This window comes from Parabacteroides sp. KHUB-02, assembly GCF_056640955.1.
Genome location: NZ_JBWQEV010000001.1, coordinates 3,374,691 through 3,400,936, shown reverse-complemented (window position 1 = coordinate 3,400,936; position 26,246 = coordinate 3,374,691). Strand labels below are relative to the sequence as shown.

At 44.6% G+C, this 26,246-nt stretch carries 24 protein-coding genes and 1 tRNA gene; 8 read left to right on the top strand and 17 right to left on the bottom strand.

The window, feature by feature from the left end:
* Positions 1-196 precede the first annotated feature (196 nt).
* Positions 197-2,437 (bottom strand): polyribonucleotide nucleotidyltransferase, encoded by a 2,241-nt coding sequence (gene pnp / locus ACYIA1_RS14810; RefSeq protein ID WP_005864142.1) that lies wholly within the window; start codon positions 2,435-2,437, stop codon positions 197-199.
* Positions 2,438-2,640: 203 nt separating this feature from the next.
* Between pnp and ACYIA1_RS14805 the strand changes: the two genes are divergently transcribed.
* The 3 genes from ACYIA1_RS14805 to ACYIA1_RS14795 all read left to right on the top strand — a co-directional run bounded on the left by ACYIA1_RS14805 (position 2,641) and on the right by ACYIA1_RS14795 (position 4,876).
* Complete coding sequence (locus tag ACYIA1_RS14805) at positions 2,641-3,798, top strand: TlpA disulfide reductase family protein (protein ID WP_005864144.1); 1,158 nt, start codon at positions 2,641-2,643, stop codon at positions 3,796-3,798.
* 197 nt (positions 3,799-3,995) lie between these two features.
* Positions 3,996-4,466 carry a transcription elongation factor GreA gene (gene greA, locus ACYIA1_RS14800; RefSeq protein ID WP_005860822.1) on the top strand — a complete coding sequence of 157 codons (471 nt, stop codon included), beginning with the start codon at positions 3,996-3,998 and terminating at the stop codon, positions 4,464-4,466.
* Positions 4,467-4,480: 14 nt separating this feature from the next.
* A complete protein-coding gene (locus ACYIA1_RS14795) occupies positions 4,481-4,876 on the top strand; it encodes an HIT family protein (RefSeq protein ID WP_480335668.1) in 396 nt (131 codons plus the stop codon).
* Positions 4,877-5,117: 241 nt separating this feature from the next.
* Here ACYIA1_RS14795 and ACYIA1_RS14790 read toward each other — a convergent pair whose 3' ends face one another.
* Both ACYIA1_RS14790 and ACYIA1_RS14785 read right to left on the bottom strand, forming a co-directional pair.
* The gene (locus ACYIA1_RS14790; RefSeq protein WP_044546543.1) at positions 5,118-6,230 is read right to left on the bottom strand and encodes a PspC domain-containing protein; all 1,113 of its coding nucleotides are present in this window, start codon (positions 6,228-6,230) and stop codon (positions 5,118-5,120) included.
* A 12-nt stretch (positions 6,231-6,242) separates the two neighbouring features.
* Positions 6,243-6,569 (bottom strand): PadR family transcriptional regulator, encoded by a 327-nt coding sequence (locus ACYIA1_RS14785; protein WP_005860828.1) that lies wholly within the window; start codon positions 6,567-6,569, stop codon positions 6,243-6,245.
* Between the two features lie 187 nt (positions 6,570-6,756).
* On the opposite strand from ACYIA1_RS14785, the gene ACYIA1_RS14780 reads away from it, so the two are divergent.
* The 3 genes from ACYIA1_RS14780 (at position 6,757) to ACYIA1_RS14770 (ending at position 9,901) form a co-directional block, all read left to right on the top strand.
* Positions 6,757-8,562, top strand: a complete 1,806-nt coding sequence (locus ACYIA1_RS14780) for an AMP-dependent synthetase/ligase (RefSeq protein ID WP_048928503.1) — start codon at positions 6,757-6,759, stop codon at positions 8,560-8,562.
* A 62-nt stretch (positions 8,563-8,624) separates the two neighbouring features.
* Positions 8,625-9,750, top strand: a protein-coding gene (prfB, locus tag ACYIA1_RS14775; RefSeq protein ID WP_121963098.1) for a peptide chain release factor 2 whose coding sequence is annotated in 2 segments (ribosomal slippage) — positions 8,625-8,687 and positions 8,689-9,750 — 1,125 coding nt in all. Because the reading frame shifts where the segments join, the coding sequence is not laid out codon by codon here.
* A 77-nt stretch (positions 9,751-9,827) separates the two neighbouring features.
* Positions 9,828-9,901 (top strand) — tRNA-Ile (locus ACYIA1_RS14770).
* A gap of 463 nt (positions 9,902-10,364) precedes the next feature.
* Here the strand turns inward: ACYIA1_RS14770 and ACYIA1_RS14765 are convergent.
* From ACYIA1_RS14765 to ACYIA1_RS14705, 13 genes are all read right to left on the bottom strand, one after another.
* Positions 10,365-11,531 (bottom strand): phage major capsid protein, encoded by a 1,167-nt coding sequence (locus ACYIA1_RS14765; protein ID WP_122377495.1) that lies wholly within the window; start codon positions 11,529-11,531, stop codon positions 10,365-10,367.
* A 1-nt stretch (position 11,532) separates the two neighbouring features.
* Positions 11,533-11,757 carry a hypothetical protein gene (locus ACYIA1_RS14760; protein WP_048928694.1) on the bottom strand — a complete coding sequence of 75 codons (225 nt, stop codon included), beginning with the start codon at positions 11,755-11,757 and terminating at the stop codon, positions 11,533-11,535.
* Positions 11,758-11,850: 93 nt separating this feature from the next.
* On the bottom strand, positions 11,851-12,216 hold the full coding sequence (locus ACYIA1_RS14755) for a P27 family phage terminase small subunit (protein ID WP_048928693.1): 366 nt from the start codon (positions 12,214-12,216) through the stop codon (positions 11,851-11,853).
* Between the two features lie 96 nt (positions 12,217-12,312).
* On the bottom strand, positions 12,313-12,534 hold the full coding sequence (locus ACYIA1_RS14750) for a hypothetical protein (RefSeq protein WP_048928692.1): 222 nt from the start codon (positions 12,532-12,534) through the stop codon (positions 12,313-12,315).
* A complete protein-coding gene (locus ACYIA1_RS14745) occupies positions 12,531-13,406 on the bottom strand; it encodes a PriCT-2 domain-containing protein (protein ID WP_122377493.1) in 876 nt (291 codons plus the stop codon). The genes ACYIA1_RS14750 and ACYIA1_RS14745 overlap by 4 nt, the downstream gene beginning before the upstream one ends.
* Positions 13,403-14,887 carry a DNA primase family protein gene (locus tag ACYIA1_RS14740; protein WP_217773547.1) on the bottom strand — a complete coding sequence of 495 codons (1,485 nt, stop codon included), beginning with the start codon at positions 14,885-14,887 and terminating at the stop codon, positions 13,403-13,405. Before ACYIA1_RS14740 ends, ACYIA1_RS14745 begins: the two co-directional genes overlap by 4 nt.
* Positions 14,884-15,198: a helix-turn-helix domain-containing protein gene (locus tag ACYIA1_RS14735; protein WP_048928761.1), complete on the bottom strand. Its 315-nt coding sequence runs from the start codon at positions 15,196-15,198 to the stop codon at positions 14,884-14,886. Before ACYIA1_RS14735 ends, ACYIA1_RS14740 begins: the two co-directional genes overlap by 4 nt.
* An 85-nt stretch (positions 15,199-15,283) precedes the next feature.
* The gene (locus ACYIA1_RS14730; protein WP_480335662.1) at positions 15,284-15,601 is read right to left on the bottom strand and encodes a hypothetical protein; all 318 of its coding nucleotides are present in this window, start codon (positions 15,599-15,601) and stop codon (positions 15,284-15,286) included.
* 84 nt (positions 15,602-15,685) lie between these two features.
* Entirely contained in the window at positions 15,686-15,913 is a 228-nt protein-coding gene (locus ACYIA1_RS14725) for a hypothetical protein (RefSeq protein WP_122377490.1), read from the bottom strand.
* Positions 15,910-16,125: a hypothetical protein gene (locus ACYIA1_RS14720; protein WP_048928690.1), complete on the bottom strand. Its 216-nt coding sequence runs from the start codon at positions 16,123-16,125 to the stop codon at positions 15,910-15,912. Before ACYIA1_RS14720 ends, ACYIA1_RS14725 begins: the two co-directional genes overlap by 4 nt.
* A 550-nt stretch (positions 16,126-16,675) precedes the next feature.
* Complete coding sequence (locus tag ACYIA1_RS14715) at positions 16,676-16,882, bottom strand: DUF6722 family protein (RefSeq protein ID WP_048928689.1); 207 nt, start codon at positions 16,880-16,882, stop codon at positions 16,676-16,678.
* A gap of 39 nt (positions 16,883-16,921) precedes the next feature.
* Positions 16,922-18,223 carry a phage integrase SAM-like domain-containing protein gene (locus ACYIA1_RS14710; protein WP_053093260.1) on the bottom strand — a complete coding sequence of 434 codons (1,302 nt, stop codon included), beginning with the start codon at positions 18,221-18,223 and terminating at the stop codon, positions 16,922-16,924.
* A 436-nt stretch (positions 18,224-18,659) separates the two neighbouring features.
* A complete protein-coding gene (locus ACYIA1_RS14705; RefSeq protein WP_022192278.1) occupies positions 18,660-19,805 on the bottom strand; it encodes a DUF6051 family protein in 1,146 nt (381 codons plus the stop codon).
* Between the two features lie 179 nt (positions 19,806-19,984).
* Between ACYIA1_RS14705 and ACYIA1_RS14700 the strand changes: the two genes are divergently transcribed.
* Complete coding sequence (locus tag ACYIA1_RS14700) at positions 19,985-20,827, top strand: LytR/AlgR family response regulator transcription factor (RefSeq protein WP_022192277.1); 843 nt, start codon at positions 19,985-19,987, stop codon at positions 20,825-20,827.
* Between the two features lie 4 nt (positions 20,828-20,831).
* On the opposite strand, the gene ACYIA1_RS14695 is transcribed toward ACYIA1_RS14700, so the two are convergent.
* The gene (locus ACYIA1_RS14695) at positions 20,832-24,779 is read right to left on the bottom strand and encodes a two-component regulator propeller domain-containing protein (RefSeq protein WP_480336320.1); all 3,948 of its coding nucleotides are present in this window, start codon (positions 24,777-24,779) and stop codon (positions 20,832-20,834) included.
* 257 nt (positions 24,780-25,036) lie between these two features.
* On the opposite strand from ACYIA1_RS14695, the gene ACYIA1_RS14690 reads away from it, so the two are divergent.
* A complete protein-coding gene (locus ACYIA1_RS14690) occupies positions 25,037-26,125 on the top strand; it encodes a Gfo/Idh/MocA family protein (protein ID WP_480335658.1) in 1,089 nt (362 codons plus the stop codon).
* Positions 26,126-26,246: the final 121 nt, after the last annotated feature.

Here is a 26,246-nt window from a genome sequence, read left to right as displayed (position 1 = left end):
TTTGTGATTGAAAAGTAGTAAATGGTGGTAGATACGAGCCAATAGTGGTAGATGCTATTTATCTACCACCACTCGATAAATAACTTATGACCAATTGCTTATAGCTATAGTTGTAGGTGTGGTAGATGATTTGATAAAAAAATCCCGGATAGCGTTTAATCTACCCGGGATTATATATAATGTATAAGACCTTATCTTAGTCTCTGTACTCCCTGCGAGGTCCGCGATCACCACGATCTTGACGAGGACCACGGTCTCCACGGTCTGGACGAGGTCCACGCTCACCTCTTTCTGGTCTTGGTGGACGTTCCTCGTAACCTTCCGGTTTCGGAAGCAATACCTTGCGGGAAAGTTTGAACTTGCCTGTCTTCGGATCGATATCAACCAACTTGACAGAAACCGTATCGCCTTCCTTCAAGCCGGCTTGCTCAACGGTCTCCAGACGTTTCCAGTCGATCTCGGAAATGTGAAGCAAACCATCCTTGCCCGGCATGAACTCAACGAACGCACCATAAGGCATGATAGAGGAAATCTTTCCTTCATAAACCTCTCCGATCTCAGGAACAGCCACGATACCTTTGATCGCCTTGACAGCCGCGTCGATCGTAGCCTTATTCGTGCCGGAGATCTCGATCTTTCCTACGCCGTCTACCTCATCGATAGATACCGTAGCTCCCGTCTTCTCTTGGATACCTTGGATGATCTTACCGCCCGGGCCGATTACCGCACCGATGAATTCTTTACCGATAATCATCGTCTCGATACGAGGTGCATGAGGTTTCAAATCCTCGCGAGCTTCCGGTTGAGCCTCCAATATCTTGCCCAAGATATGCATACGACCCTCTTTCGCTTGAGCCAAAGCATTCTCAAGGATCTCGTAAGACAAACCGTCTACCTTGATATCCATCTGGGTAGCCGTGATACCGTCTTTCGTACCCGTTACCTTGAAGTCCATATCACCCAAGTGATCCTCGTCGCCTAAGATATCAGACAAGATGGCGTAGTTCGTACCCTTGTTCTCGGAGATCAATCCCATAGCGATACCGGATACCGGTTTCTTCATCGGAACACCTGCGTCTCTCAACGCCAAGGTACCGGCGCAAACCGTAGCCATAGAAGAAGAACCGTTAGACTCCAAGATATCGGAGATTACACGTACTACATACGGATAGTTGTCCGGGATCATACGTTTCAGCGCACGGTGAGCCAAGTTACCGTGTCCGATCTCACGACGGCCTACACCACGTGTTGCTTTGGCCTCGCCTGTGGAGAACGGGGGGAAGTTATAATGTAAAAGGAAACGCTCGTATCCATGGTTCAATACGTCGTCTATCATTTTCTCATCAGACTTCGTACCTAAAGTTACCGTAGATAAAGACTGAGTCTCTCCACGTGTAAAGATAGCGGAACCGTGAGGACCCGGCAGGCAATCTGTCTCGATCCAGATCGGACGGATCTCGGTAGTCTTACGACCGTCCAAACGCTTGCCCTCATCAAGGATGGCACGGCGCATAGCCTCTTTCTCTACATCGTGATAGTAGCGACCGATCATTTCCAGTTTCTCGTCCGTCAACTCCTCCTCGGAGAATTGAGCCTTGTATTCCTCTACGATTTTCTCGAATGCCTCGCTGCGTTCGTGCTTGCCGCTACCGGATGTGGCTACGGCGTAAGCCTTGGCGTAACATTTGTCGTGTACGTCCTTGCGCAACTCGTCATCGTTTACCTCGTGGCAATATTCGCGTTTTACCAATTTGCCGCAAGCCTCGGATAATTCCAATTGAGCCTTGCATTGTACCTTGATAGCCTCGTGAGCGACCTTGATAGCCTCAAGCATCTCAGATTCCTGAACCTCGTTCATCTCACCCTCAACCATCATGATGTTGTCTATGGTAGCGGCAACCATGATGTCGATATCAGCTTTCTCCAATTCCGCGGAAGTTGGGTTGACGATGTATTTTCCATCCGTACGAGCTACACGAACCTCAGAGATCGGTCCGTTAAAAGGAATATCAGAGACAGCCAAAGCGGCGGAAGCGGCCAAACCTGCTAATGCGTCCGGCAAATCTTCGCCATCCGCGGAGAACAATATAATATTTACATATACCTCAGCGTGGTAGTTGTCCGGGAAAAGAGGACGCAACGCACGGTCTACTAAACGAGATGTGAGGATTTCATAATCAGAAGCTTTTCCTTCTCTTTTTGTAAAACCTCCGGGGAAACGTCCAAAAGCGGAGTATTTCTCTTTGTATTCTACTTGCAACGGCATGAAGTCAACACCCGGGTTCGCATCTTTAGCGGCACAAACAGTGGCGAGCAACACGGTGTTGTTCATACGAACGGTAACCGCTCCGTCCGCCTGTTTGGCCAATTTCCCGGTTTCGATGGTAATGGTTCTTCCATCACCTAACTCGATCGTCTTGTTAATTGGATTAAGCATAATCTTTTTTCTTATTTTTCTATCTGTCAAAAATTGGTGCAAATGTAATGAAAGTTTACCTGTAATTGCATGAAAATGAAAAGAAATAACAGTCTTGAAATACTTTTTTTGAAAAAAGCCTTGAAGAAATACGGAATAATAGTGCCACAATTGTAAAATAATGTATATTTGCACCAGATTAGTAATATAGACAAACTGGAATAATGAAACAAATATCTACGAATTTACTAGCTGTGCTGTGTGTTATGTTGCTTTTGTTCACGGCTTGTAAGAAGAATTCTGATTTTACGGTGGAAGGTGTAGTGTCCGGCGCTGATGGCCAGATGATGTATCTGGAGAATGTAGGTGTGTCGACGGTAGAGTTGATGGACTCCGTAAAACTGACGGCGGCGGGTAAATTCAGCTTTACGAAGCCTCGTCCGGCATTCCCGGATTTTTATCGCTTGCGTCTGAATAACCAATTGATCAACTTCTCGGTAGATTCTACGGAGACGATCTCGTTCGTGGCCGATGCCGGGACTTTCGCTACTTCTTATAGCGTGGAGGGCTCAGAGAATTGCAAGGCGATCAAGAATATTACCTTGGCTCAATTAGACGCGAACCAAGCGATCCATCGTTTACGGAAAGAATCTGAGTCCGGTCTGTTGGCGGATTCCGTATATTCCCGCCAGGTGCTCGAGGCCGCCGAGGCTTATAAAGACGTGGCTCGTAAGTATATTTATTCCGCCCCGATGTCCGCTGCCGCTTACTTTGCCTTGTTCCAGCAAATCGACGGCTTGCTGTTCTTCGATTTGTATGACAAGAACGACTCGAAGGCTTATGGCGCCGTAGCCACCAGCTTCGATCATTATTATCCGGAAAGCCCTCGTGCTAAGCATCTGTATAACTTGGCTCTTCAATCGATAAAGGTGATTCGTAGCCAGCGCCCGATGGACTTGGATAAGGTGGAGAAGAAAGAGGTTAGTTTCTTGGATATCGAGTTGCCGGATGTACATGGGGAAAACACGAAATTGTCTTCTGTCGCTACAGGTAAGGTGGTGTTGATCAACTTCACGGCCTATATGTCCGAATGGTCTCCTGCCTTGAATATGGAATTTGGCGATTTATATACGAGGTACCACGATAAGGGCTTGGAGATTTACCAGATCTCTTTGGATAATGATGTCCACTTCTGGAAGAACGCCGCTTCTAATTTACCTTGGACTTGCGTGCGTGATCCACAGTCTGTTTACTCTCAGACCGCGGCGTTGTATAACGTGAAACAGCTTCCGGCGATCTTTATCTTGGATCGCAAGGGAAACTTGGTTAAACGGGTGGATGACGTGAAGAAACTTGAGGCTGACATCAAGTCCGTATTGTAAATTGTTCATGGTTTAATCATCAGATTTATATGTTATAAAGCACTTTCGTAAACTTGTTCATCTTAGAAAGATAACCTAACTTTGCGGAGTCTTGAAATGATAAAAAAGGGGAGTTCCGGCCATATGACTTGGTCGGGATTCTTTTTTATTATGCGATAATCAATCAATATTAATATAAAGAATAAGGAGGATTTAATATGGCTGTTAGTTATATGACAAAGGACGGCTACGATAAGATTTTAGCTGAAATCAACTATTTGGAGACCGTGAAGCGCCCTGAAATATCAGCCCAGATCGCTGAGGCGAGGGATAAGGGTGACTTATCTGAGAACGCTGAGTACGATGCCGCCAAAGAGGCTCAAGGTATCATGGAGGCTAAGCTTGCGCAGTTAAAAGGTTTGATCTCAAACGCCCGTCTGATCGATGAGAGTCGTGTGAAAACAGATGAGGTTCAGATTTTGAACAAGGTGAAAATTAAGAATACGAAGAATAACGCTGTCATGACCTACACGTTGGTATCGGATTCGGAGGCTAACCTAAAAGAAGGAAAGATCTCCGTAAGCACGCCGATCGCCCAAGGTTTGATGGGAAAGAAGGTAGGGGATGTCGTTGAGATCCGTGTACCTTCCGGCTTGATGACGTTTGAGATTATGGATATTTCAATTTAAAAACAGAAAGACGTATGGCAACTATTTTCAGTAGAATCGTGGCGGGTGAGATCCCTAGCCACAAGGTTGCGGAAGACGATGAGTTTTTTGCTTTCCTCGATATCAATCCGATAGCCTTGGGGCATACCTTGGTAATTCCCAAGAAGGAGGTCGATTATATCTTTGATATCGATGATCCGATGCTGGGACGGATGGTCGCTTTCGCTAAACGGGTAGCTCGTGCCCAAGAGACCGCTATCGAGTGTAAGCGTGTAGGATTGGCTGTCATGGGTTTGGAAGTGCCCCATGCGCATATCCATTTGATTCCTATCACGAAGGAGTCCGATATGTATTTCGGCGGGAAGAAATTGGCTGTAAGTCAAGAAGAATTGGCCGAGATCGCCGCTAAGATTAGAAAAGAATTCAAATAATTGAATATAATTTTTTAATTATAAAAAATTGGTTATATTTGTACCCGCTGTTTTATGCGTGACAATATCATGCAAAGGGGACAGCAAATCATTAATATGATTCATTAGTGGTTTTTACTCATAAATTTGTTAACCTTAGAAGAAAGGCCCCTCTGTGACAGAGCGGCCTTCTTTTTTTAAACACACAATAAACATTATAAACTACTAAATTGATATCTTCATCTTACATCTTCGAATAGGATTAGGGGAGCCAAACGGCATGCCTGTTCCAACCGTGTACACCGTTCCAGTAATCATGCCAGTCATATAGCATACCGGATTGATGGATATATACGCCACATAATACAAGGGAGATAAGCCATAAGGCTAATAATATCCATCTTGCTTGCGTCGGTAAGGGACGTACCTTGAACAATTGGCAGCAAATCGCGTATATCAGGGAGAATATGGGGATGCCGATGAATAAGATCGTCCCTATGCATCCCATGATTGCCATTGACAGCGGTGCTCCGTTTATCAAGTCCGCTCCGAACGGAGAGAGATTATAGATGAATCCGGCTCCACCCATGAGCAAAGCGAATGTTACGACTACCAGAATGAATACGACTAGTACTAGCGGCGGCAACAAGAAGATTCCGGCTAATATGATGAAAAACTTCAAGATGAACCCGATGACCAGAACGAAAACATCCGCCAGCTTTTGGAAGAAGTTCCTCGGCTTATCCGAGCTGATAAAGTCGTTCACGTTATTGCTGACTTTCTCGAATCCATCTGTCACGGTCTTTCCGATATTCTCCACCGTCACGCTTTGTCCGCGCATCTCGAGTTTCTCGGTCGCCGTACGTGCCATCGGTACGATGATCCACAACAAAAAGTAAAGCGGAACCGTGATTCCATAGAAGAACATCAGAAGGAAAAGCACGATACGTACGGCAGTCGGGTCCCAATCCATGTAGGCGGCGAAACCTCCGGCGACACCTCCCAGAATACGGTTATCCGGGTCACGCATCAAGCGTTTCTTGGTCGTCTGGGTATGAGTCTCCTGTTGTTGTGCCCGGTAATTATCCTCGTGGTCGGTGCTTTTCTCTTCCTCCTCGAAAATCTCTTCCGGCTTACCCATCCGTTTGATCACTTCCTCTACCTGCTCGATCGTGATGACCTCGTAGCCTAAGCGGACACGCTCGTTAAGAAGTTCCGAGATACGCATCTCGAAATCATCCATGATCTCATCCGAACCCTCTTCTTTGCGGAAGTGGATGCGCAGGTTAGACAGATATTTGTCTAATAATTGGTATGCGTCTTCGTCAATGTGGAAAACTGTGCCTCCCAGATTAACAGTAAGTGTCTTCTTCATCACTCTTTCGTTTTAATTGTTTCTGATGTGGTTTATTGTATCATTTAGTTCCTGCCATGAAGCCTCCAGCTCGCCGAGGAATAGTTCTCCTTTCTCGGTCAGTTGGTAATACTTGCGTGGCGGTCCTTGCGTAGATTCTATCCACTGATAACTTAATAGCTCGCTATTTTTTAGTCGGGTTAAAAGAGGATATAAAGTGCCTTCCACAACGATCAACTTCGCTTCTTGTAACTTCTGAATGATATCAGAGGTGTAAGCGGGTTCCTTTTTGAGAAGCAGGAGGATGCAATATTCCAGCGTCCCTTTCCTCATTTGTGATTTTACGTTCTCTGCATTCATCTCTTTTAATTTTATGCTACAAATGTATGTATTACATATGTACTATGCAATACATGCTACTATGAATTATTATTATTTAACCGAATACTTGCACAAAAAGAGCAATTATGTGTAAAAAAAGGACTGATGTCGTGTCTTTTAGAAGAGAAAAGCGTACTTTCGCGGTATCAATTCAAAATAAGGAATTATGATTTATTATCATTTCGCCGAGTTAATACACCGTCAGGCAGAGAAATATGGGAACCGTACAGCGTTGAAACATAGAGATAACGCTACGGGGAAATGGTTGAAGATTTCTTGGAGGGAGTTTTCCGATAAAGTTATGCTTACGGCCAAGGCGATGGCTGAGTTCGGGATAAAGGTACAAGAGAATATCGGGGTTTATTCCCAGAATATGCCTCAGTGTTTATATACGGACTTCGGTGCGTATGGTAACCGGGTGGTTTCCATCCCGATGTACGCGACGAATTCTCCGGGACAAATCGAGTACATCATCAATGACGCTAAGATCCGCACGTTGTTCGTGGGTGAGCAATTGCAGTATAATAACGCTTTCAAGGTACAGAAGGACTCTAAGTATCTGGAGCGTCTGGTTGTCTTTGATCCGGCGGTCAAGATGAATCCGGAAGATAAGACGTCCATTTATTTTGATGATTTCTTGCGCTTGGGGGATAACGCGCATGCGGAGAGCACGGTGAAAATACGTATGACGGAAGCCGTTCCGGAGGATCTGGCTACCATTATATATACGTCCGGTACGACAGGTGAGTCGAAAGGCGTAATGCTTCCTCATTCTTGCTATCTGGAGGCGATGCGGATACATGATGTCCGTCTGCCTCTGGTAACCGACAAGGATCTATCCATGAGTTTCTTGCCAATGACTCATATCTTCGAGAAAGCTTGGTGCTATTATTGTCTCCATAAAGGGGTTACGATCGCTATCAACCAAGACCCGAAAATGATCCAGAAGACATTGCCGGAGGTTCATCCTACTTTGATGTGCAATGTGCCTCGTTTCTGGGAGAAGGTGTATGCGGGCGTACACGAGAAGATCAACTCCGCCTCTCCGGCCATGAAGAAGATTTTCTTGGATGCTATCGAGACCGGGCGAAAGTATAATCTGGAGTATAAGAATAAAGGTATTCCGGCCCCGTGTAGTCTGAAGTTGAAGTTCCAATTTTACAATAAAACGGTTTTTACCTTATTGAAGAAGGTATTGGGTATTGAGCGTGGACGGTTTTTCCCGGTGGCGGGCGCTCCGTTATCGGACACGATTAATGAGTTCTTGCAGTCCGTGAATATCCCGATCGCTTATGGTTATGGACTGAGCGAGACGACGGCTACGGTTTGTTTCTACCCGGAGATCGGATTCCAGTTTGGTTCTATTGGTGAGGTAATGCCGGGAGTTCAAGTGAAAATAGATCCGGGGAATAACGAGATCTTGGTGAAAGGCAAGACCGTGATGTCCGGGTATTATAATAAACCGGAGGAAACGAGGAAGGCTTTCACCGAGGATGGTTTCTTCCGTACCGGCGACGCTGGTCGTTTGGAGGGTAATACGTTATTCTTTACGGAACGAATCAAGGATTTGTATAAGACTTCAAACGGAAAATATATCGCCCCGCAAGCGATCGAGATGGTGATGAGCGGTGATAATTATATCGAGCAAATCGCTGTTATCGGCGATCAACGTAAGTTCGTGAGCGCCTTGATCGTGCCGGCTTATCCATTGTTGGAGAAGTATGCCGGGGAAAAAGGCATCTCGTTCGAGAGCCGGGAGGAGTTGGTGAAGAACAAGGATATCATTCGTTTCATCGAGGCTAGGGTAGAGGAGCACCAGAAGAACTTGGCTTCTTACGAGAAGATCAAGCGCTTTACCTTGTTGCCGGAACCCTTCATGATGGGATGCGAGCTGACGGATACGCTAAAGTTGCGCCGTCCGGTCGTATTGCAGAAGTACGCTACCGAGATAGAGGCGATGTACGAGGAATAACGAGTTTGTCGGCTATCAACTATTTCTTATCTTCGCGGTAAATTTAAAAAAGAAAAGAACATATGATCACATCAGACCAACTACATGACGTGTTGGAGCGCGATAAGGCGCTGAGGGGGTATCTTTGACATCGATAGCAAGACCATTCAGTTAGAAGAGGAGGAGCTACGTACGCAAGACCCCGGTTTCTGGGAAGACGCCAAACGCGCGGAAGTCCAGATGAAGAAAGTAAAGGAGCTAAAGAAATGGATCGAGCTTTACGGTGAGGTACATGCGGCGGCTGAGGAGCTAGAGTTGGCTTACGAATATGTAAAGGAAGAGATTATCACCGAGGAAGAGGTGGACGCGGCTTATAAGAAGGCCCTTCATTTACTGGAAGACTTGGAGTTCCGCAATATGCTTCGTGACGAGGCCGATCAAATGAGCTGCGTGCTCAAGATCAACTCGGGTGCCGGTGGTACCGAGAGCCAAGATTGGGCTTCCATGTTGATGCGTATGTATCAGCGTTGGGCTGAGAATAACGGTTATAAGATCTCTATCGCCAACTATCAGGAAGGGGATGAGGCCGGTATCAAGACGGTTACGATCGATATCGAGGGCGATTACGCCTATGGCTATCTAAAGAGCGAGAATGGCGTGCATCGTTTGGTACGTGTATCTCCTTACAACGCCCAAGGTAAACGAATGACCTCTTTCGCCTCCGTATTCGTCACCCCGTTGGTGGATGATACGATCGAGGTAAAGGTAGAGGCGGCGGCTATCTCTTGGGATACGTTCCGTTCGGGCGGCGCCGGAGGACAGAACGTGAACAAGGTGGAATCCGGAGTTCGCTTGCGTTATCAGTTCAAGGACCCGTATACAGGCGAGGAAGAAGAGATCTTGATCGAGAATACCGAGACTCGCGACCAACCCAAGAACCGTGAGAACGCTATGCGTCAATTGCGTTCCATCCTTTACGATAAGGAGTTGCAGCATCGTATGGCCGAGCAGGCCAAGGTGGAGGCCGGAAAGAAAAAGATCGAGTGGGGTTCGCAGATCCGTAGTTACGTATTCGATGACCGTCGCGTAAAAGACCATCGTACGAACTACCAGACTTCCGACGTGAACGGTGTGATGGATGGAAAGATCGACGATTTCATCAAAGCATACTTGATGGAGTTCGCCGGAGAAGAAAGCGCGGAAAAATAAGTTTTTCCCTTTAGCATTTGCATATCTCGATAATAAATCGTAATATTGCACCCGATTTCAGAGCCTAGCTCTGAACAGGTCCTATAGCTCAGTTGGTTAGAGCACCTGACTCATAATCAGGGAGTCCTTGGTTCAAGCCCAAGTGGGACCACGATGGATGATCGCTAAACAACGTAATATCAGCTGTTTAGCGATTTTTATTTTGCTTGATATGTGCGAAATGTGCCCACATTGTGCCCACCTTTTATTGTCCCTTCTAAAGAGCTTATTGTATTTTCCTTCGCTAAAACTCGTGCGAGAGAAGAAATAAGTTAAAAAAAAATTGTTTTGTTTTAGCGGCACCATCGACACCATCGACACCCGAAAGAATGAGTATAGCGACACCATCGGCACCATCGACACTGGGAATATAAAATAAGACATAAAAAAAACCGAATGCTTAAAGCATCCGGTAAAAACAGATCTATGTAAAAAGCAACAACATTTGATTCTTTATTCTAGTTTCTCCATTGAGATCCCCAAAAGTTGCCTAGCCGTGTTGCTCACGCTGGATCGATATTTATTTGCGATTGTTTTAAGGCGTGTATAATCGCTTTCCGATACACGGAAGACAATTATACGCCTTTTACCGCTGCCGTCTTGAATGATTTTTCTACCCATGTCCAATCCGTATAAAAGTTAACGATAAAAGTTGCTTGTCCGTTAATGGCTTGCGTGTATGGATTATATATAATCTCTAACGCACCCCATGAAGCTAGAATGAAATCAGACCAACGACCGTAAATAATGCCGTCGCCTGTCTTCTCCGCTGAACCTTCTCCCGTGGTTATCCTTGGGATCATGTCGGACACAAAATAAGGGCGGTCGCTGCAAAGTCCCCCGGTCACGATCGAAGACCCGTTGCGTTGCGTTGTTTTTAATCGCCTCTCGCAATCTCCATTCATGGCCCAATTCATAGGCATGCCGTTATTCCTTACGGCACCCTCTATAGAAAGAATGTTAGTGTAGGTAGCCTCCATCTGCGTTATATCCTTCCCCGTAAAGAAACCGTCCGGCTTGTTGTCCGAATGAGCCTCGTCCCCGAATACCGCATATTCTATAGCTTCTGCTACGCCTTGCGCTAGGTCGTCGGCCAAGAAAGAGGCGATACCAATGTTTTGCGCCAACTCTAATCGGCTAACGTTAAGATATGCGGTTAACCTGTGCGGGGTAAGCTCAACCTTATTGAACGTTCCTTTCCCGTTTTGCGCACTGTCCGTGTCTCCTGCCCATTTAGCCGTAGATCCTGAATATTCGCATACCCGGCTTGCCCCTACTAAATTCGGTAATTGAGTAATGCCTAACTTGGATAATATGAGGTGATCGTTTAACGCCCGATTGAAAGAGGCTATGAATGTTCCAAGCGGTGCGTTTTGTGCGGTTATCGCTCTAGTCTCATCCGACAGAGGTAGGAAAAATCCGGCCGCAGATGTGGGTACACCGGAACGTACCAATATTTGTTCCGCATCGTTTGATATAAACCGGGTGTTAGGGTCGCTAAACCCCTCGCAACGGGTAAGATCCGCTAGGATAGCGCAAAAACTTTGCGGAGTATATTTAAAACTTGACCTTTTCGAAGGTTCTTTTCGCTCATTTTTATCCTCTTTTTGTTCGATTCTATTCATAAAATCTTGTTCGAACGATCGTTTTTCCAGCTCTAAAAGCCGTCTTCCGGATTCCGATCGCATCATGATTTCCTTTATATCCCTTTTTGGATCATTCCATTTTTCTATCTTTCCCATATTAAATGCCTTTCTCTATGTTTTGATAATGATTCACTAGACGGCCTATCGCTTTATTAAAAGCCATGGCCGGATTTTCGCCTTTATAATCCCGTTCCATCAAGTCAATTGCTTGTTGTAACAATTGATCCCCTTTTACCAAGAATATCCGATTCTCGCTTACCGCTTCCTTTGCTAGCATCGCCAGTTTAAGGTAATTTCTACAAATGTAATCTCTTGCGTTCATAAATTCTATGTTTAAAAGTTTTCTATATATATACCGAATCGGTGTATTACATTTTGTGTAGATATATACGTTTTGCTGTCAATTTGCTTGTTGTCAATGATTTAAAATACCCTCTTCTTTGAAGTATTGTTCTATCGGGGACAATTCTCTTTCTAGGTCTTTCGGTGATTCCTTCCTTGTTATTCTAAAGCTTTTGCAGATCGTTACGACAAGATCGCTGGACTGCTTTAGAACTGCCGTTGCCGGATGTCTTACCGTCTTGTCTCCGCACTTTATACAAACGCCTTCTCTCGCTATCGTGTCACGAGCTTGCAGCATGGTGTCGTAGTTGGCGCAAAGACTCATCAAAAGCCCCTCATCTTCCGGTCGTGGGGTTATGCTCTTAATCACCGCCTTTATAAAGTTTTTGGTACCCGGCTGTACCCAGTCCGGAATCTTGAATATATATTTCTTTGCCATTATCTTATTTTTTTATTACCATTTTGAAAATCTGAAAATCACTGTGCGTGTGAAGTTGTTTGGGACGTGGTTTCAACACTTCCCGCCTCTAAAAAATCATAAGGGGGGGGTATCATTGAATCGATCCCATATCTCCTTGTTGATCTTCCCGGTCTCCTCGTCTTGCAATAGCCGCCGTGCGATCATTAAGGCCGCTCTTATAACCTCTCCTTTGCTTATCTTAAAAGCCTCGCTCATTTCTTCCAAGAATAAAGTCTCGTCCGGTCTTATCCTTGCCGAAATCATATCCAATCTTCCTATCTCTCTGTCTTTTCTCATAATCCATAATTTTTAGCGTAATAAAATAAAGTGCCAATCCCTATATTCCCCCCGGCTCTTAAACAGTCAGAATATTTACTGTCACATTGCCGGTAATTGTAGCTAACCCCTTGTTCGCTGATAGCGTGGAACAAGTTCCTTCCACTCTCCCCGAACTCGGTAGCCAACGCACATCCGATACGGAACCATTGGTCATACCCCCCTGTTATATCCGTGCCGGTTCGCTTGATAGCTTCCACTAAATCCGATACATCCTTGCTTCTCCCGGTTCCGGATAGTTGTTGGATCTTTGGCATAGGTTGTTGTCTCTCATTCGTTAATCGTTTATAGATTAGTGCGCATTCGTTTACGTATGGCGATGAGTCGAAGGAAACGAACCTCTTGCGGCTTACGTCCTTGCATGCCTTATCGATCACCAACCCGCACCGGGCGAAATCCTCTTTAAGCGAATTGAAGTGTCGTTGGTGCTGAGAGGGATCGGATATTCTTATAAGGGCGAAATAACCATGTCCACCGACTGAGCGTCCGCAATAGGCTATGTAAGGCACTTGCGATATAAGCTCCTTCACCTCGTCGAAATCGTCAAGATCGGGATTGTCCTTGCCGTCTATATCGATACAGATGAAACCGCTATGTCGTATAAGGCTATCCGCCTTTGAGCTGGAGAACATCCCGGATGGGGTGAAAAGTGGCAATCGCATCTTGGCCGCTTTATAAGCCTCGTCTCCCTTGTTCGCTTTTAGTAGCCTCGCGTATAAGACATTCTCCCTATATTCGTTGCCGAACAACATATCCCGTAGAACGACATCCGTAGGATTTACGCATGTCACGCCGGAATAAAAGCTAACCTTAATATCGAATATCCCGCTCATATCATTCCCTCCTGTTTCCTGTCTACATACACATATCTCGATCCATGGGATCTTATTAACGTGATCCCGTTGTTTTCGACTCGTTTACTGAATACACGGTTGGAGCATGGCTTATACCCGTTATCCATGCAGAACGATCGATAATCATTGTAGAATGTCTTTAGCTCCGTGCGGTAATCAAGGCTGGATATATATCCCTCTTCCTTGATGAAGCATGTCACACTGTCGCTCTCTATCTTATACGCCTCCAACGCCTCGTTAGCGGTAACGCAATTGGAGAATCTCCGGTTTGTTATTATCCTGTCCAACCCCTCCAGTACCCAGTTGAATATCCCCGATAACTCATTGCGTATGATCCTGTTTGGTAAATCGGGGTCTCGTTCTTCCTGTGGTATTGTCTTGCTGAATGGAACAATAAGGAAACGCCTAAAGTAAGCCTCGTTTTGTTCCTGTGGCACCGGTAGTGAGTTCGCGTTTAGGATCAACTTGGCGTAATCCGTTATCTCGAACGGCTCGCCGTATGGTAATCGTGCCGGTACCGGCTCACCGCTGCAAAGCGACTTGAATATCTCGCCTCCAAAGTCCGTTCCTTTCTCGGGGCTGTAATTCACGATCTTGTTACATAGCTTCGCCCGGTAATAACCGTTATCATCGCATAAGAGGTTCAAGAAATAATTGCTAACGTTCTTATTCCCCAATAAGGCGCATACGATCTCGAAGAATACCCCCTTCCCGTTACCTCCGGAGCCGTACAATACCAGCACCTTCTCCAGCTTTAGCCCCCTCGTGAAGCAATAGCCTAGATATTCAGCCATAACATCTTGCGCCGTCTTGTCCGGTAATACGGTATTTAGGTATTTATGAAATAACGGGCAAACGGCCATAGGATCGTATTTGAACGGTAGTTGGTATTTCAAGAAGTCTTCCCGCCTGTGCTCTCTCAACTCTATTTTCTCCCCGATAACGTAAGTGCCGTTCATTAGGTTTATCTTTATTCCATCCCCCGGATCCGGTAATGACTGAAAACTGCTGCAAAGGAACTGTTTCATCAGGTTCTCTTTCACTTGGAACTGCCGGGCGTCATATCTTTTCACTCCCATCCGCTCGGCTATCTCACCAAGGTAATCGGTCAATAGGTCTTTTTCGATCTCTTCCCAATAGCGCCCATTATAAAGGTAGACGAACGCACCGTTCTTGGCCAGCCCGTAGTTGTTGGCCTCGGCCAGTCGTAGAAGCTCATCGACGATAACGACATATTTCTGCCGCTCCGTGACTTTCAGCTTTGCGAGCCTCTTTTTTAATGTGTCCCTTTCCGCATCGTCCGTTACGGATCCCATACGCTCTTTTATGCTCCCGGCCTCCGGATGTACTAAAGAGACAAAATCTACCCTTAGTACTAGATCCCGTAATTCGGCCATGATCGCTCGTGCGTCCTTCGGCCTTTCTTCCGGCTTGTCGAATTTAGAAAAGTCGGTTCTCATGGTTTTCCTCCTTGTTTCCTTTTAGCTTTTATCAACCTCGGTTTATCGCATAAGGCTTTCTCCACCTCCTCACTAAGGAATAGGGTACGCCCCCCGATTTTGCGGGGGACGATGGTCCCTGTCTTCGCCCATCTATGAACCGTTTGCTTGGAAACATGATATTCCCTACAAATGTCCGTGACCGTACAGAACTTCGGATTACATAATTCGATCATCTCTTTCAACTTCTCTTCCAGCCTCAGATTTACACGAGCGTCAATCATCGCATTTAACTCTGTCCTTGTGAAAAGAATATGTTCCTCTATTTTCATAAATAAAACATTTTATACAAATGGCTTCATTGCCATTTATGTATATACCGAATTGATGTAATACATGAATGTATTAAATTGTTTGTCAGTGTATTATGCGGTTATTGTTGTATATGTCGATGCCCTCTTTCTCGATACTCCTCAAAAAGTCCCTGATACAAAACATCGCTCTTATTTTGTTTAGCGTGTCTTTTGCGTCATCATCATTCTCGAAACTATTAAGTATCAAGTGATCCATCATGTTGTTTATATCACATGAGTACTTATATTGAGACACGATTTTTAACTCCTCGATCATTTCCGGCGTCATGGTAAAGCTGCCGATCTTTAAAGCGGAAACATCGTTTATCTTTATCTCTTTATCGCCGGATTTAACGACGATCTCTTCTATCGAATCTTTCATTTTGCTTGTAGTTATTAAAATATGGATTTATTAAGTAATTTGAAAACACTCTTTCTCTGGAAAAATATGCGACTCTTTACTGTATCATTTCTCACCTCCTTCCGTCTCTATAGGCTTGATAGACGCAAGCATGTCGAAAACAAACCTTAATGTTGATATGTCCGCTATAAATTCATGGATATTTTTATCCTCTATCAATTTGGCATAATTTAAGAGAAGATAGAATAAGCCCTCTTTCAATTCACTCAAAGACTTGTTATGTAACATATTGTCTACCTCCTTGAAATCGTAGGATAGCCCTATATTGCTCATAGCGCACCTCCTTCCAGCCCGGCCAAAACGAATGCGGACATCAATAAGATTAGCACCTTGACGTAACCGATAACGTCGTTCCTGTTATCGCACTCGAGCAAGCCGAATGACAATACGGTTAATAACTTGGCGATAGTGCGCCACGAGAAGATCTTTCCGGCTCTTACGGACACGGGTACGGGTGTACCGGTGGCTTGGATTGATTGTTTCATCTGGAATGTCGCTGTTAGATGAATTAAACAAAAAAGCAGTCCTATATAATCCAAAGTTGCGACACTCCATATACATCATAGATATATATAACGGATTATGATAGAACTGCAAATGCTTTCTACTATCTATTGGCCTACTCGCTTGTAGTACCTGTATATGAAATGTCGCACCGCAAAGATAGGCATATTTCAGACATAGCGAATAGAAAAAAGTGATTTGTTTGGTAATCGTAAATTACATGATGGTTAATTGGTTGTATATTATGTTGTTATGTATAAATGCGTAATCAGTTAAATAATGCTAATTGGTTATTTTTGCGGAAATGGTATTGTGTAATAAGCTGATAATTATGTATTTAATGCGGAATTGTAAAAAGAACTAAAAATAAAAAAGTCATGCCTAACCTACTAGACACGACCTTTTTTATAAAGAATCCCATCGTATCAATGAGACACCTTCGTTTCATTATGAAGCTGCACCATACCCCATACCCCTATACACAAGGCTATGATCCCGACTATTGACAAAAATATGATTAGTCCCATGCTTTTATTTTTTTGATAGCGTTAATAATATAAGTCCTGATACGAAACAGATAACGACAGCCATACCACCGATACCATACAACAATGTTGAGTTCACGCTCTCATACTTCATGATGCCCGCGAGAATGACCCCACCAAACACCAGCTTGGCTATATCGACAAGGAATTTCCCCGTCTCGGATAATATCGTCTTTTTCCGTTCTTCTCTCATGTTCACAAATATAGATGAATATATTTCCTTGTACAACTTTTATCCGAAAAATTTAGACGTAGACACCAATAGTGCGTTCTCCTCCTCGCCGACACGAATATATTTCTTGAACTCTTTTTCCGTCTTGTGGCCGGTTATCTTCATCACGCTTAACGTGTCCATTCCTTCCAGGTACATGAGCGTAGCTCCCGTGCGCCGTGCGGTGTGAGTGGTAATGAGCTTGTGTTTCTCGATCCGCTCGGTAATGATCCTCGCTCCCCTTGCGCTAGTGTGTTCTACCTTTTGTGTTATTCCGGCAATCCGACAAATGACCTTTATACTCTCGTTCATGATCTGAGAGTATGTCTTCGGTAGGTTGTACTTGTATTTTTTTAGTAGTGTGTCCAGTTTCCCGGTTAATGGGATAACCACTTTCGCCCCTGTTTTTTGTTGGGTGAGCTTTATCGCATTGATACCATTCCCTAGCGTTATTATGTTCGTCTTGTTTATACGGTGGTAATCGCTATATCTTTGCGCCGTGTAAACCCCGACAAGAAAGACATCCCTGCACAATGATAGCTCCTTGTGCTTGTCTCCCGATAGATCCAGATTCTCGATCGCCGTGATCTCTTGCCGGGTTAGGTAAACCGTATCAGCATCGGCCGATAGTATCTTGAATGATCTCATGGAGCTTTGCGTATTCTCGTGTAATCCTTCTGTGAACGCCGCCGCCATGATCTCCTTTAGGCTCTTGATATGTTTCCCGGTGGTATTTGGGCTATACTCCTTATCATTGAAGAAATCTATGAAATCATTGTAGAAATCCATGGTTATATCATCATAGTTATATCTATGGCCGGTATATTCTTGGAACTTATTGAACTCGCTTTGGAACGATACCTTGTTCTTTATCGTACCCGGTGAATATAACATTCCCTTGTTGTTTTTCCTTGTCCCGTTTCGCATTTCATCTATGTATTTTTGTATGTAGGCGTTAAGATCCATCATTCGTGCGGCTTTTTCCTCCTCTGCTCTTATCCGTTCTTTTTCCGTCTCTTCCGCTATTTCCTCGGCATATACAATTTCGTTGATCCGCTCTGAGGCTATATCATTGTTGATCGTCCCGTTTTCTAATAATAGATTCAACGTTCGTTCTATTTTGTCCAACTTGTCAAATGTGGCCTTCTCCCTTATACGGAATCTTTTTAATGACTCTATATCACGATGTCCTTTCTCCCATGCGGAAGCGTCAATATACAAGCGGGTCGTGATTCTTATATCCATTCCGTATTTCCTGCTGCGGATCCTTGCGAATATAGCGCAAAGACCGCTCTTCCCTCGAAGAAAAAAATTCACTGCCATATACCTATACTCATTCTTTCGGGTGTCGATGGTGTCGATGGTGCCGCTAAAACAAAACAATTTTTTTTTAACTTATTTCTTCTCTCGCACGAGTTTTAGCGAAGGAAAGAAAAGATCGACAAATGTAACCGCTTCCCGTTATTGTTATTTTCGCAAAGGTATTATTTCTCATGAAATGTGCCCACATTGTGCCCACCTTTTTGTTACCTATTGATACTCCTTGATACATGCTGTAATTTATAAACTATTGAAAATCAGCAAATGATGAAATAAAGGGAGTATCAATAGGTATCAATAAGTAACATAAAATAGGTACAAGTGGGACCACGATGGATGATCGCTAAATAACGTAATATTAGTTATTTAGCGATTTTTTATTGTACCTGCATGAACTAAAAAAGAATATGAGTGTTTGAGGTCACAATTTGTGATCTCTTTAGAGAAACGCCGCCGCCCTCGTGAATATGGAATGAAAGGCTTGGTTGATCAGGCCCGGATCGATACGGGAGTGTGTCGGGAAGGGGATTTGATGGGAGTAAGCGAACGGGAAATCCAGCTCTTCCAATATCTTGCCGGACGCTTTTCCTAAAGCCTTGATCACCCCGCCAGTAGGCATAACGATATCTTTTTTCAATGAGATCGCCCGAATACGATCGCAAGCCCGTTGGAAGAACGACTCCCGGTAATCTCGTAACACATCCTCACGTACCATGGCCTTAAAGGCTTGCTCCAGAAAATCATTCTTGAACGAGGTGGGAAGCGTACGGTTCTCCAAGAAATCATGCCGGAAGTAATGGCGTACCTTGGCGAACGCCTCCTTGTCCATGATATCACGGGCGTTGCCATCCATCTCACTGAAGATGGAGCCACCGCAAAACATGAATAAACGGGTGTCCGTAAACATCTTGTCCGGATTCGCTAATAACAAGACCTGCGAGAGTAACGCGCCGATGGAATAAGCGAATAAGTTGATGGACGTATCTTCCTTGAACAAAGGATGCTCGCCGTTCTTGATCTCATGAACCAATTGCCACATATTATAAACGGATTCTCTGCCCGAGGCGTAAAAGCGTAACGGGTTTTGGGATAGCCGGCTGCTGAGGGCTACGTTGGCGAAGGTGGAGTTCGTCACGTTCGCTATCTCCTCCTTGCGTTTGCTTACCCAAGGGAGGATCGCACGGGGATTGGCCCATAATCCCGGGGTACGGTTCATATGGAAAGCGATCGGGAACAGGATGACCGGTTTACCGGTCGTATGGGTGAGGTATTCCGCCCATGTGAGGTATTTTTCCCAAGTTCGCTCGTTCAGGCCATGCAACAGGATAATCGCCTCATTATTCTTTTTACGTCCCGAGGGCGTGAATATGGCATACGAGAAAGATTTGTTCTCTTGGATACGATCGTCTGTCATCGGACAGAATCCGGTGGGGGTAAGTCCCTTCTGGAACTCGTCGATCTCGCTGGCGCCACGGGTCTGGGTGAAGCGAAACGGGATGATCTCCAGATGGCTCTCTTCCAATTCAGTCTTTTTGTCATAAGAGAAAAGACTGTTCAGTTGCTTAGTACGAAGTGAAATATCCATAATCCTCTGATTTTTTACTGCAAACAAACAATAGAAAAACATCTCTTCAAAATAAATGGTTTAAACGGGCTTTGTTGGGGACATAAAGTGTTATTTAGGGGTGAAATCTTTTATAGAGGGGTGAATTTCGTCTGGGAAAATGATTACATTTGTTCCAAAATAGAGGCAAAAAGATGGGAATGTGGGATCAAAAAATACCAAGTTACATATACGGTAAGCAGAATATCGTGAGGCTGATCCTGTGGACGGCCTTGTTCGCGTTGGTGTTTATCAACATCTACAAGCCGTTTAGCTCCACCTCTTGGTACAAGGTCTCGGAGTTTAAGTTCTTCGTATTCTCTAGCTTGATTATCTTGACGGGAGTATTGGTGGTTGTCTTGAGCCGTATTATTCTGTTCCATTGGGGGAAGCGGCATGCTATCACGGTCCGGACCTATGCGATCTGGATCGTGCTGGAGATATTCTTCATGTCGCTTTTCTATACGATTTATACGTTGGTACTGAATCCGGAACGAGAATATATGGAAGTTTTTAACGATTCGGCGGTGAATACCAGTCTGGTTTTATTGCTCCCTTATTCCGTGCTGCACCTGTATTTCTCTTATAAAGAGAAAGAGCGGCAATTGCGATTGTTGGAGGAGAACCAGACAGAAGCGGCGGTTCGGCAAAGCGTTTTCTCTTTCTATGACGAGAAGAACGAGTTGCGCCTTTCCGTGAAGCGAAGTAACCTGCTGTATCTTGAATCGGCGGATAATTACGTTTGTATCTGGTATCTGAATAAGGGGCAGCTCACGAAGTTTATGCTTCGCAACTCCTTGAAGGCGATCGAAGAGAACCTCGCTGATACGAATGTACTCCGTTGCCATCGTTCTTTCATGGTAAATTTCGACCAAGTGAAGGTGATCCGCAGGGAGAAGGAGGGCGTTTATCTGGAGCTGGGGATCGAGAAAGTACCCGATATCCCGATCTCCAAGACGTATAGCGAGAAGGTAACCCGCTGGTTCCAGACCTATTCTTCCTAGCGGGCTATTTCAATTCGATATTATTTTCTTTCGCGTATTGCGAGGGGCTCATGTTGAATTGCTTGGAGAAGGCCCGGCTGAAATAGGATTGCGAGTTGAAACCAACCGCCTCGGCGATCTCGTAAATTCTCATATCGCCTTGAAGGATCAACTCGGCGGCTTTCTTTAGCCGGCTGATCTTGATCAACTCGTTGGGCGTTACGTTCGATAGGCCGTTGATTTTACGGTAAAGGGTCGGACGGCTTAGATTCATCAAGTCCGCTATCATGTCCACGTCTAGGTTCACGTCGTTTATATGGCTGTCGATGATATCGTTCAGTTTCTTCAAGAACTTCTCGTCCGCCTTCGTGTAAGCCATGGATTTGATATTGGCAATCGGCGAGTTGAAATAATAGGCACGCATATTGCTCCGGTTGTTCAGCAGGTTCGTCACTTGGGTAAGCAATAGATCCATGGAGAAAGGTTTGTCGATGTAAGCGTCCGCCCCCAGCTCAAGCCCTTCCATGCGAGATTGTAAGGTGTTCTTAGCCGTCAGGAGGATGATCGGGATATGGCTGAACTCCAGATTAGTCTTTATCTTTTTCAATAAGGTGAAACCATCCATGACAGGCATCATGATATCGCTGATGATTAATTGGATGCCATATTCCTGAAGACGGGCAATCGCCTCCTCGCCATTACCGGAGGTGACAACATTGTAATGGACATTGATCTCTTGACCGATGAAATGGAGCATTTCGGTGTTATCTTCCACCACGAGAACCGTCGGGCGGGATTCTTGGGTGACATATTTCCGCTCGCTGGCAGGGTTGGTCAGGACCTCTGCTTTCTCTTCCTCTAGTTTTAATGAGTTCGGTTGGTTCACCGGCAAACGTAATCTAAAGATGATAAGCCCGGCCGGAGATTCCTCCAACGTCAACGATCCCTCGTGCATCTCCGCTAAAGAACGGGCCAAGGGTAGTCCGAGCCCGGTCCCGGATTTATGGATAGAGGAGTCATCCCGGTAGAAAGGCTCGAAGATCTTTTCTTTTATCTCCTCCGAGATGGGCTTTCCGTCGTTCATGATATCGATCGTGAATCGCTCGCCATCTTGCGCCTCGAACCGGACGATGATCTTGCTTCTTGCGTATTTAATAGCGTTCGATAGGAGGTTGCTGAGTATCTTCGTGCAAGCCTCCTTATCGATAAAGGCGTAGAAAGATTTCACGTTACACTCGATAATCATTTGCAATGCCTCCTGCTCCGCCGTGTCGTGGAAACGCTCAAAGGTCTCTTGCATCAATGCGATGATGTCCGTATGTATGAAGTTCAGTTTATATCCCTCGATTTCCGTCTTCCTGAAATCCAGTAGTTGATTCACCAGATCCAGTAGCCGGTTCGCGTTTTTATCCACAATTGTCAGATAATTCTTTGCGCTGGGAGATAGCTTGATGTCCCGTGTTACTTTCTCCAGAGGACTTTTAATTAAAGTCAGGGGCGTACGTATCTCATGAGCGATATTGATGAAGAAATCAATCTTAGCTTGATAAAGCTCCTTCTCCTTTTCATTCTCGAACTCCTGTATTTTCTGCTGTATATTGGCCTTATTATGCCGGGAAATGATAAAGATCAGCAACACTACGCATCCGATAGCGATAATCTCATATAGGATTAACGCCTTGGTAGAGAGCCACCATGGGGGAAGGATCGTAATCTGGAACATCGCCGGCTCATCATTCCAAATACCGGACAGGTTCGCCGCCTTCACCTTGAACGTATAATTACCGGGCGGTAGTTTCGTGAAATAAACCCGGTTCTCGCCCACCACATGATACCATTTGGAACTTAACCCTTCCATGCAATAGGCGTATTGGGTGAGGTTGGGAGCTTGGTAGCTTAATGATGTGTAGTCGATGTAGAATGTGGACTGATTATGTTCTAAGGTGATCCCTTTTTTAAAAGTGATGTCTTTTTGCCTCAATAGATTATGGTCGGGGTCCGAATAATTGATTTGTGTCATATAAATCTTCGGTTGGATAGAGAACTGTTGGATATTATCGGGGTGGAACCGGACCAAGCCTTTCAAGGTTCCGAAATATAATTTGCCGTCTTTAGCTTTTAAAGAAGAGTTATAGTTGAATTGATTGGACAGGAGCCCATGTTCTTTTTTGAACACCTTGATCTCTTGATTGACCGGGTTAAGTACGGCTAGGCCATTTGTGGTACTGATCCACATGTGGCCTTTAGGGTCTTCCTCGATCCGGTAAATGACGTTACTGGGTAGGCCGTCTTGAGTCGTGTATTTTGTCGTACTCTTTAAATTCCGGTCGTACATTTTCACTCCGTTTCCGGTAGCGAACCATAGATTGTTTTTAGTATCCTCATGGATGTGATTGATCGTCCGGTTGGCGTTCGTGTTTATGGAATCCAATTTAAATTCGCCGTGTTTTTGCCGGATTGGGTCGAAATAATATAATCCGGTATTGAATGTTCCTGCCCATATAACCCCTTCGTGATCCTCGAAGATCGTTTGTATCCTGCAATTACCGGGGAATTGATCGAGAGGCTCGAAAATATCTTTCTCCGGATTATATTGATACATGCCGGATGCCGTAGCTATGAGCAAGTTATTTTTCCGGGTTTTATAGAGATATACGATGATATCGTTTTGGGAGGCGTAAGGATTCGGGGCGATCGTATAATGCTTGATGATTTTCTCCGTACGGATATCCATCACGTCTACCCCGTTAGCGTGTGTCCCGATCCATAGATAGTCTCCAATCACGGTAAGCCCGTGGATACAGCTTTGGGAAAGACCGTCTTTATCTTGGAAGTTCTTATAGGTTTGCGTACGGATGTCGAGTTTATTGAGACCAGCATCTTCGGTTCCTATCCATATATTATGGTTAGCGTCTTGGCAAATATCATGGATAATATCACCGTTAATTGTTTTTTGCCCGGGTATATTGTAGTCTTTCTTGAATTTGAGATAAGGGGGAAGGTAATTAATGCCCCCATTATCCGTACAGATCCATAAGCCACCTTCCCGGTCCTTGCAAAACTGTTTGATAGCGTTATTAGATAGTGAATATGGATCGCATTTGTCTTGTTCTATGTGAAAGGTCTTGTTTGAGGGGATTTGGTAGATATAGATACCGTTGTAGGTGGCGATCCATACCTCGTCGTTTGTCACTTGGAAAATATCCCGGGTATAGAGGGGGCTGTTCTTTTGCTGGGTAAGAACATTTCGGCAAACACCTGTTTGTATATTGACTTGTTTGACTCCGTTATCGCTTGTACCTATCAGTAATGTATTATCGGACGGGGATGCCCATAGAGTCGTCATATTATCTATATGTAAGGTGTCGTTACCGTTATGGATATTTAGAGGGATGAATTTGTTATCGGTCGGGTCTAAGAGGACGACATTGCCGTTTAACGTGGTGGCCCAGATCTGATCTTGGGGGGTGATATAGAAAGAGGTGATCGGATCACTATCCTTATACAGGTAGTTTTGGTGTAGCTCGGATTGCTCATTATATTTAATAAGGGAAAAGCCGGATAACAGCATCCACAGATTCCCTTGGTGATCAAATTCCAGATAGGTACAGCCGATTCCTTTCGTGAACTTTATCAAGGAAAAAGTATCGGTTTGGTAATCGTATTTTTGTACTCCCATATTAGTACCCACCCAGAGTTCACCGGAAGGGCTTATCGCCAAGTCGGTAATCCAGCTACTTATTAAAGTTCCTCTCTGTTTGGTTTGATTTTTTATGATATGGAATTTGTTCCCGTCAAATCGATTGAGCCCGTCCCGTGTTCCAAACCACATAAAGCCATAATGATCTTGGACACAACATGTCACGTTATTATTGCTTAATCCATCTTCTACCTCATAGGATTTAAAGTAGTATGACCGGGCGTTGAGCTCTATTGCGGTTACTACAAATAATAGGACGTATAAATAATTCATCAAGTTTTTTTTCATAGATCTCCCTTGTATTTCATGCGCAATATAAAGCCTTTTCCTAGACTTTCCATAGCAGTATCGTATCATTGTTTTTCATTTTGTTTCAATGTCCAGACTTCGGTTTTTGGCTTTAAAAGCCGTTCCTTGTAAGACTGTTTGTTGAGACGATAGGTAATAATTTTGAGAGAAAAGTGCAATACTGTTTGACTCAAGGGGCTTTAATTTTGGCAAAAACAGTGTGAATCTTTAAAAGATAGAATATGAATCAAAAAGTAAAAGTAGGTATAATAGGCTTTGGTCGCATGGGTGGATTTTATTTGGAGGAGATGCGGAAGAGCGATCAATGGGAGGTACTTTACATCTGCGATACGGACCCAGAGGCACGAGATTTGGCAAGGAGGAAGTCGCCGACATCCCGAATCGTAGCGGATGAGCAAGTTGTATTCGAGGACCCGGAAGTACAAGTGGTCGGTTTATTTACATTGGCGGATTCCCGGTTGAGGCAAATTAAGAAGGCAATGGCATTTGGCAAACATGTCATCTCAGAGAAACCGGTCGCAGATACGATCGAGCATGAATGGGAGGTCGTGAAATGCGTGGAAAACTCAAGTTTGTTCTCGACCGTTAATTTGTATTTGCGTAATTCTTGGTACCATAATACGATTAAAGAATTTATCCGGAGAGGAGAGATCGGAGATTTGGCGATCATTCGCATTTGCCATATGACTCCGGGGTTGGCTCCGGGTGAAGGTCATGAATATGAAGGTCCGTCTTTTCATGATTGCGGAATGCATTATGTGGACATTTCCCGGTGGTATGCCGGATGCGAGTATAAGACATGGCATGCGCAGGCGATCCGGATGTGGGATTATCCCGAACCTTGGTGGTTGCAATGTCACGGGACATTTGAGAACGGGGTGGTATTTGATATAACACAAGGGCATGTGTATGGACAATTATCGAAAGACCAAACGCATAACTCTTACGTAGATGTAATAGGAACGAAAGGAATCGCCCGGATGAGTCATGATTTTAAGACTGCGGTCGTGGAGTTGAGAGGTGTTAATGAAACACACCGGATCGAGAAGCCCTATGGAGGGAAAAATATAAGTACGCTATGTGATTTGTTCGCAGATTCCGTACGGACCGGAGTTTTTCATTCCCGCCTACCACTGATGCGTGATTCCGCTATCGCTTCCGAGTATGCGTGGAAATTCTTGGATAACGCTAGACGAAATGAGATGCCTTCTATCGGGAATTTACAAACCTTGGAAGAAATCCGGGAGAGAAGACGGAATATGACGGAAGGGTATGGCTTACTTCGCCATGTAAAATTGTCTCATTCTTGATACGATTTTCTCAATGACCGGGGGGGACAGGCTGGAACTTGTATTATGCGACAATCGGAAACGATTTTGATAAAATAGAAAAAGAGGATTCTTCATATCCGTGATACATTTGCTACTGCTT

What these genes read in the sequence shown, in the direction of transcription:
- ACYIA1_RS14750 (WP_048928692.1), bottom strand. Translation starts at nt 12,534, where the DNA reads ATGAGAAAAGACAGAGAGATAGGAAGATTGGATATGATTTCGGCAAGG.
- ACYIA1_RS14690 (WP_480335658.1), top strand. Translation starts at nt 25,037, where the DNA reads ATGAATCAAAAAGTAAAAGTAGGTATAATAGGCTTTGGTCGCATGGGT.
- ACYIA1_RS14795 (WP_480335668.1), top strand. Translation starts at nt 4,481, where the DNA reads ATGGCAACTATTTTCAGTAGAATCGTGGCGGGTGAGATCCCTAGCCAC.
- ACYIA1_RS14715 (WP_048928689.1), bottom strand. Translation starts at nt 16,882, where the DNA reads ATGAGAGAAGAACGGAAAAAGACGATATTATCCGAGACGGGGAAATTC.
- ACYIA1_RS14765 (WP_122377495.1), bottom strand. Translation starts at nt 11,531, where the DNA reads ATGGGAAAGATAGAAAAATGGAATGATCCAAAAAGGGATATAAAGGAA.
- ACYIA1_RS14785 (WP_005860828.1), bottom strand. Translation starts at nt 6,569, where the DNA reads ATGAATGCAGAGAACGTAAAATCACAAATGAGGAAAGGGACGCTGGAA.
- ACYIA1_RS14760 (WP_048928694.1), bottom strand. Translation starts at nt 11,757, where the DNA reads ATGAACGCAAGAGATTACATTTGTAGAAATTACCTTAAACTGGCGATG.
- ACYIA1_RS14730 (WP_480335662.1), bottom strand. Translation starts at nt 15,601, where the DNA reads ATGAAAGATTCGATAGAAGAGATCGTCGTTAAATCCGGCGATAAAGAG.
- ACYIA1_RS14695 (WP_480336320.1), bottom strand. Translation starts at nt 24,779, where the DNA reads ATGAATTATTTATACGTCCTATTATTTGTAGTAACCGCAATAGAGCTC.
- ACYIA1_RS14710 (WP_053093260.1), bottom strand. Translation starts at nt 18,223, where the DNA reads ATGGCAGTGAATTTTTTTCTTCGAGGGAAGAGCGGTCTTTGCGCTATA.
- ACYIA1_RS14755 (WP_048928693.1), bottom strand. Translation starts at nt 12,216, where the DNA reads ATGGCAAAGAAATATATATTCAAGATTCCGGACTGGGTACAGCCGGGT.
- ACYIA1_RS14790 (WP_044546543.1), bottom strand. Translation starts at nt 6,230, where the DNA reads ATGAAGAAGACACTTACTGTTAATCTGGGAGGCACAGTTTTCCACATT.
- ACYIA1_RS14720 (WP_048928690.1), bottom strand. Translation starts at nt 16,125, where the DNA reads ATGAAACAATCAATCCAAGCCACCGGTACACCCGTACCCGTGTCCGTA.
- ACYIA1_RS14805 (WP_005864144.1), top strand. Translation starts at nt 2,641, where the DNA reads ATGAAACAAATATCTACGAATTTACTAGCTGTGCTGTGTGTTATGTTG.
- ACYIA1_RS14780 (WP_048928503.1), top strand. Translation starts at nt 6,757, where the DNA reads ATGATTTATTATCATTTCGCCGAGTTAATACACCGTCAGGCAGAGAAA.
- ACYIA1_RS14700 (WP_022192277.1), top strand. Translation starts at nt 19,985, where the DNA reads ATGTGGGATCAAAAAATACCAAGTTACATATACGGTAAGCAGAATATC.
- ACYIA1_RS14705 (WP_022192278.1), bottom strand. Translation starts at nt 19,805, where the DNA reads ATGGATATTTCACTTCGTACTAAGCAACTGAACAGTCTTTTCTCTTAT.
- greA (WP_005860822.1), top strand. Translation starts at nt 3,996, where the DNA reads ATGGCTGTTAGTTATATGACAAAGGACGGCTACGATAAGATTTTAGCT.
- pnp (WP_005864142.1), bottom strand. Translation starts at nt 2,437, where the DNA reads ATGCTTAATCCAATTAACAAGACGATCGAGTTAGGTGATGGAAGAACC.
- ACYIA1_RS14745 (WP_122377493.1), bottom strand. Translation starts at nt 13,406, where the DNA reads ATGAGCGGGATATTCGATATTAAGGTTAGCTTTTATTCCGGCGTGACA.
- ACYIA1_RS14725 (WP_122377490.1), bottom strand. Translation starts at nt 15,913, where the DNA reads ATGAGCAATATAGGGCTATCCTACGATTTCAAGGAGGTAGACAATATG.
- ACYIA1_RS14740 (WP_217773547.1), bottom strand. Translation starts at nt 14,887, where the DNA reads ATGAGAACCGACTTTTCTAAATTCGACAAGCCGGAAGAAAGGCCGAAG.
- ACYIA1_RS14735 (WP_048928761.1), bottom strand. Translation starts at nt 15,198, where the DNA reads ATGAAAATAGAGGAACATATTCTTTTCACAAGGACAGAGTTAAATGCG.